General features: G+C 60.1%; 5 protein-coding genes and 1 pseudogene. 2 read left to right on the top strand and 4 right to left on the bottom strand.

The window, feature by feature from the left end; all coding sequences use genetic code 11:
* The coding region (locus DOU54_RS17005; RefSeq protein ID WP_286079930.1) for an ABC transporter transmembrane domain-containing protein at positions 1-830 on the bottom strand (830 nt) is incomplete at its 3' end.
* Between the two features lie 356 nt (positions 831-1,186).
* Between DOU54_RS17005 and gmd the strand changes: the two genes are divergently transcribed.
* Complete coding sequence (gmd, locus tag DOU54_RS17000; protein ID WP_113731704.1) at positions 1,187-2,158, top strand: GDP-mannose 4,6-dehydratase; 972 nt, start codon at positions 1,187-1,189, stop codon at positions 2,156-2,158.
* A gap of 117 nt (positions 2,159-2,275) precedes the next feature.
* On the top strand, positions 2,276-3,223 hold the full coding sequence (locus tag DOU54_RS16995; protein WP_113731703.1) for a GDP-mannose 4,6-dehydratase: 948 nt from the start codon (positions 2,276-2,278) through the stop codon (positions 3,221-3,223).
* Positions 3,224-3,476: 253 nt separating this feature from the next.
* On the opposite strand, the gene DOU54_RS16990 is transcribed toward DOU54_RS16995, so the two are convergent.
* From DOU54_RS16990 to DOU54_RS28490, 3 genes and pseudogenes are all read right to left on the bottom strand, one after another.
* A complete protein-coding gene (locus DOU54_RS16990) occupies positions 3,477-4,025 on the bottom strand; it encodes a hypothetical protein (protein WP_113731702.1) in 549 nt (182 codons plus the stop codon).
* A gap of 789 nt (positions 4,026-4,814) precedes the next feature.
* Entirely contained in the window at positions 4,815-5,138 is a 324-nt protein-coding gene (locus DOU54_RS28495) for a hypothetical protein (protein WP_193603393.1), read from the bottom strand.
* A gap of 144 nt (positions 5,139-5,282) precedes the next feature.
* Positions 5,283-5,692, bottom strand: a pseudogene (locus DOU54_RS28490) (conjugal transfer protein TraA); the annotation flags it as partial.

The following is a 5,692-nucleotide window of genomic DNA, read 5'->3' as shown; positions in this document are numbered from 1 at the left end:
CCCATCATGATGGAAGCGGCAATGATCGAGCCGGGCGAGATCGCCCCTTCGAGCGCCAGATAGGCGCCGGCGCCGAGGATCACCGTCTGAAGGCCCATGCGCACGAATTTCGATATGGACAGAAGCGCACCAGAGCGGTCGCTGGCAATGGCCTGGCTTTCCAGCATGCCACGATGCATCATGCTCCAGCGCGACCGCAGGCTGTCTTCCATGCCAAGCGCGCGGATGACTTCGACATTCTGCAGCGTGGAATTGGAGAAATGCATGGCGCCCTGCCCGGCCATAGTCGCTTGGGACAGGTGCTTCTTCGTCATGAACTCGTTGGCAATGGCAATGGCGAAGATGATGGCTGCGCCGATCAGCGCGATCCAGCCGATCAGCGGATGGAACAGAAAACAAACGGCCAGGAAGATCGGCATCCACGGAAGGTCGCACAGCGCGATCAGGCCGGAACCGGTCAGGAATTCCCGCAGCCGGTCGATATCCATCAGCGCGAATTCGGAGCGCGACTGCGGATGCTTCAGGGTCGAGCTGATGACGCGGCTGAAGACGCTCTTGGCGATCATCTCGTCGAAGCGGAGCCCCGCCCGGACTAGGACCCGCGAGCGGATCCACTCTAGTATTCCGTAGAGCGCCAGCATGGCCAGGGCAATCACGGTCAGCATGATGAGCGTCATCTCGCTGCGGCTGTGCAGCACACGATCGTAAACCTGTAGCATGTAGAGCGGACTGACAAACATCAGCACGTTAATCGCGACGCTGAAGGTCATGGTCGCGACGGTAATGGTGCGATAGGTTGTCAGGGCCTGCTGAAACGGGTTTACTTTCATAAAGCTATCTTCCAATCGCTGCTGTGTCAGGGCAAATCAGCGCCTAATAGTACCGCCATTTCTTGACCAACCTATCAACATTGTGGCTGATTTGCGATATCAGTCAGCCGGTTGGGACGAATCTTATCGGGTCATAGCGAAGTTTTATGCAAAAGCAATGCCCGAGGCTGCGTCTTCGACGCTCCGAAGCACCCATTGCGGAGAATCCGGGCTTATTCCGCCGGTTGCGCTTGAACCACCCTGGACCTTCGGCTAGAGGGCTGTGACCGAAATCACCGAGACGACACTCTCTTTGTTGACCCACATGGGCAGTTTGACGAAGCAGATGATACTGCTCGACCAGTCAGGAGCATGACGTGACCCGTAAAGCATTGATCACTGGTATCACAGGCCAAGATGGCGCCTATCTCGCCCAGCTTCTGTTGTCGAAAGGATATGAAGTCCTGGGTCTTGCGCGCCGCTCGAGCACGGCCGACGTCAACCTGACGCGCCTGAAATGGCTGCAGATCGAAAAGGACGTGCAGATCGTCGATGGCGACCTTCAGGACCTGTCGGGCCTCGTGCGCAGCGTGACCAGCATCAAGCCGGACGAAGTCTATAATCTGGCTGCCCAGTCCTTCGTCGCCTCCTCCTGGCAGCAGCCGATCCTGACCGGGCAGGTCACCGCCCTTGGCGCGACCAACATGCTCGAGGCTATTCGCCTCGTAAAGCCGGATACCCGGTTCTACCAGGCTTCCTCCTCGGAAATGTACGGCCTGGTGCAGCATCCGATCCAGTCGGAACAGACGCCCTTCTATCCGCGCTCTCCGTATGCGGTCGCTAAGCTCTATGGCCACTGGATCACCGTCAACTACCGCGAGAGCTTCGGCATTCACGCCTCGAGCGGCATTCTCTTCAATCACGAATCGCCGCTGCGCGGCATTGAATTCGTGACCCGCAAGGTGACCGACGGCGTGGCCCGCATCAAGCTCGGCCTCGCCAAGGAGCTTCGGCTGGGCAATACCAGCGCCAAGCGCGACTGGGGCCATGCGCGCGATTACGTCAAAGCTATGTGGCTGATGCTGCAGCAGGACACGGCCGATGATTACGTCGTGGCGACCGGCCGCACCTCCACGGTGCGCACCATGTGCGAAATCGCCTTCGAACATGTCGGCCTGAACATCGACGACCATCTCGTCATCGACGAGAAACTCTTCCGCCCGGCCGAGGTCGACATTCTTCTCGGCGACCCCGCCAAGGCCAAGGCCAAGCTCGGCTGGGAAGCGGTGACGCCGATGGAAGACCTGATCCGGGAAATGGTGGACGCAGACCTCAAGCGCCTGTCCTGATCCGGCTCAGCGCCTTGTCCGCTTTCTCTCCCCGGGGGGGCCGTCCCGCTCAGCTCCTGCAGGCTGCGCGCCACACCAGAAACCTGACTGAGTTTTCACCCTAGAGGAGCTTCTGCGATGACGAAACGCCGCCTTCTGATCACCGGAGCAACGGGGTTTGTCGGTCGCGCGGTCATTGATCGGATCGCAAGCCATTATCCCGACGGGTTCGATCCCGTCGATTTCATCGATCCGGAGACGGATCTGCGGCCGGATATCCGCGATGCGGCGGCGGTCGAGCGGGCCATTGACCAGGCACGGGCCGATGCGGTCCTCCATCTTGCCGCCATTGCTGCACCGCGCCAGGCGCAGAAAGACCAGGGCCAGGCCTGGATGGTCAATGTCCTGGGCACGCTGCATGTCGCAACCGCCATGCGACGCCGGACGCCCGCCGCACGGTTGATCTGGTCCGGCAGTTCGGAGGCCTATGGCAATGCCTTCAACAGACATGCCGAGCCGATCCTCGAAGATGCCGCGCTGGAACCCATGAGCGCCTATGGTGCCACCAAAGCCGCCGCCGATATCATGCTGCGCCAGATGGCGCAGGACGGATTTGACGTCGTCGTCTTCCGGCCCTTCAATCATACCGGTCCCCAACAGACGCCCGACTACGTCGTGCCGGCCTTTGCCAGGCAGGTGGCCCGGATCGAAAAGGGCCTGCAGGAGCCGGTGCTCCAAGTGGGCAATCTCGCTGCGCGCCGGGATTTCCTCCACGTGCAGGATATCGCCGAAGCTTATCTGTTGGCCGCCCGCAGTTCCGCGCCCGCCCGCCATTGCTACAATATCTCCACCGGCCGGCCGATCTCCATCGAAAGCCTGCTGAACGGATTGCTGGCCCGCTCGAACGGCAAGATCACCGTGGCCGTCGATCCCGCCCGCTATGTTGCCAATACGGTGGAAACCGCTTCCGGCGATCCGTCGGCCCTGCAGGCGGATCTGGGCTGGTCTGCGTCTTTTTCGCTGGACGAGACGCTGCAAGCGGTGCTCGATGCGCAGCGGGCAGCGCTCCAGGCCGCCGATGCGTAATACCAAATGTCAACGATAGGGATCGTTTGCGCCGGAGCGATTTTGGTTTCTGGCGAGGAGAAAACTACAGTCGGACCCATCGGTCCGGCGCGGATTTTCGACGACGCCCGGAGGCCGAAAGCGCCCGGTCCCCTGGATGGGCCGGATTACCTTCACCGAGTTTGTCCAAATCCTCGACCGATGCGGGAGCATCGCGCTCCGGTATGCGTCCCACGTCGGATGAAGGCCTCCGGTCCCACAAAATGGGTTCCTATCATCGAAATTTGGTACGATACCCCGTAACCGGGAGATCCACACGCCGCACGCGATCGGCCAACCGGACCTGCACGCAGCTCGATCCCGCCAGCGCCTCGCCCCATATGACGAGGTGGAACGTGCCGTCGCTGTGCTGCAAGAGCAGATCATGCACCGTCTCCTGTTTCCGGCCGATCTCGTAATCCAGCTGGCCGGGCGACTGGCGGCACGCGGGATCGGCAAGAATCCGGTTCAGATTGTGCAGGTAATGGGCCGCAAGCCTCGGGCTGTAGTCCGGCCAGAAGAAGCCGAAGGTCTGGTTTCCGTGTTCGTCGGTGCGGTCGCGCAGGATATAGACGGAGGTATAGCTGTAGCCCCTGGCAAATTGTGACAGATAGAGATTGACCAGATTCAACCCGTGAATCCGCTCGTCCACCGTACCGCCTATCGTCGCGCCGGTCGGATCGGCAGCATTCCAGGCCTTATGGTCGGCCGGTTCCGGCACACTCGGATGATGGAGATAATGATGCACATTGGCGTAATCGGCAAACCGGGTCCCGGCTGGCATCAAGGTCCCCGTGCCCTGTGGAATTTCGAGAAATTGCTGGCCGGCATTGTCCGTCTGCCCCAGGGCTCGCTCACCGACCAGACCGGATGTGACTTGAGCAGGGAATCCGCCTAGACCGCCCGGTAGAGGTCGGCATGAAGCTTGGCCACCGGCAGCCAGAAGAACCGGCCGCCGTCCTTTCGCCCCGATAGGTCACCGGCCAGTTGTTCGGCTCGTTATTGCCCTCGAAGGCGAGAAGCGCACCCGCTTTCGCCAAGATGCGCCCAGTCGACAGGAGCCGATCGAGATCCGCGCTGCCGCTGACAAGGCCCCAGCTGATCTTGACCCTGGCTTCGCGGTGCAGCCGCAGAAAGCTGTCTATCCGGAGAGGGCCTTTTCCCGTCAGGCCTTAGATCCCGGCCCGCAGCCAGCGGAAAACCGCCATAGCGGAACATTGCGGGCGTTTCGGCATCAGGCTATCCAGGATCCTCGAAGGTCGCGACGACGCCGATCCTTTCAAGGAATGCGGCGGTCGCCGGGCGCGCGACAAGCCAGAGCATTGCAACGATCATGCCCACAATGCTTACGCGTGACCACAAGCCGCCAGGGCTTCCTTCCATCTCGCCATAGCGATCTTCTCTCCTCAATAAAATTTTTGGCAAAAGGTCCGACTGGCTTCCGTCTGCACTGGGTCTTCTATTTGTAAAGCTACACTCATTTGAAGAGTCCAGCATAGGAATGGACAGGATTTAGCTTGCGAGCCCTTGAAGATTGAAGGCTTCTATTTTTGAGACGGATTTGCATGAGATTTCAGCGATCACGGTTGTCTTGAATACGCTCCCTCTGTTCACTCGTTTCATGCTCCAGTTCGTGGATACGAGAAACGCGCTGCTGTGCGGCATTTGCTTGCGTGCTATCGATAGGCTGTGTTGCATTCTTATCGTGCTCTTCCGAACGCTGTAGTTCACTCAGCTCGAGCATCTGCCTTCGCAGCTCGACGATCTCGCGAGCGAGGGAGGAAACCTCTTCGAAGCCTGACCGGTCCTCTGGACCAGCGCTGCGCTGAAGGTTGAATAGAGCCGTTTCAACCGTCTTTTCGTACGCTTCGAACTCTGGGAGTGTCTGCTCGCGCATGTCCTTTGCCTCCGACAACATGTCTCTGATTGCTAACATACTGGAGCGGTAATCACCGCCGAAATCTGCATGAATGACTGCACCAGCAGGCAATTGATCCGTTTGGGCAAGGCCGTTTTCCAGATAGGAGCGATGCTGAGCGGCCTAGGCCGCAACCACTGTGTCGCCGGCGTTGACTGCAATCTTCTGCCAGGTCTCCTGCGCTTTTAGGATGTACTGGCGGCTTCTCTGGCTCGTCGCCACCACGCGCCGACCAGCTCGCTTTGCGTCATATCGCGCCTGCGCCGGATCGCTGGTGCCGACATGCTCGGTTCGACCGTCATGCTTGACGGCGTGAACCTGATTTCGCGTGAAGGCTGGCGGCGTGGCGAACTCTCGCCGATCGGTCATTTCCATATCGATGCCGTGGTCACGCGTCTTCTCGGCCATGACCTCACGCCATTGCCGGAAGGTGGCCGGAGTCGTCTCGATCCGGTCGCCCGACTCCGAACGCATGGTAACGATGGCATGGGCATGAACATGCGGCCGCTTGCCCCCCTTCACCTGCTTCTTTC

The sequence above is a fragment of the Agrobacterium sp. MS2 genome, from assembly GCF_003261015.1.
Taxonomy (GTDB): Bacteria; Pseudomonadota; Alphaproteobacteria; order Rhizobiales; family Rhizobiaceae; genus Agrobacterium; species Agrobacterium pusense.
This window is presented reverse-complemented; position numbering and strand designations above follow the sequence as displayed.

Bases quoted from the DNA above. Each gene is read 5' to 3' on its own strand.
- DOU54_RS16995 (WP_113731703.1), top strand. From the start codon at position 2,276: ATGACGAAACGCCGCCTTCTGATCACCGGAGCAACGGGGTTTGTCGGT.
- DOU54_RS16990 (WP_113731702.1), bottom strand. From the start codon at position 4,025: ATGCCAGCCGGGACCCGGTTTGCCGATTACGCCAATGTGCATCATTAT.
- DOU54_RS28495 (WP_193603393.1), bottom strand. From the start codon at position 5,138: ATGCGCGAGCAGACACTCCCAGAGTTCGAAGCGTACGAAAAGACGGTT.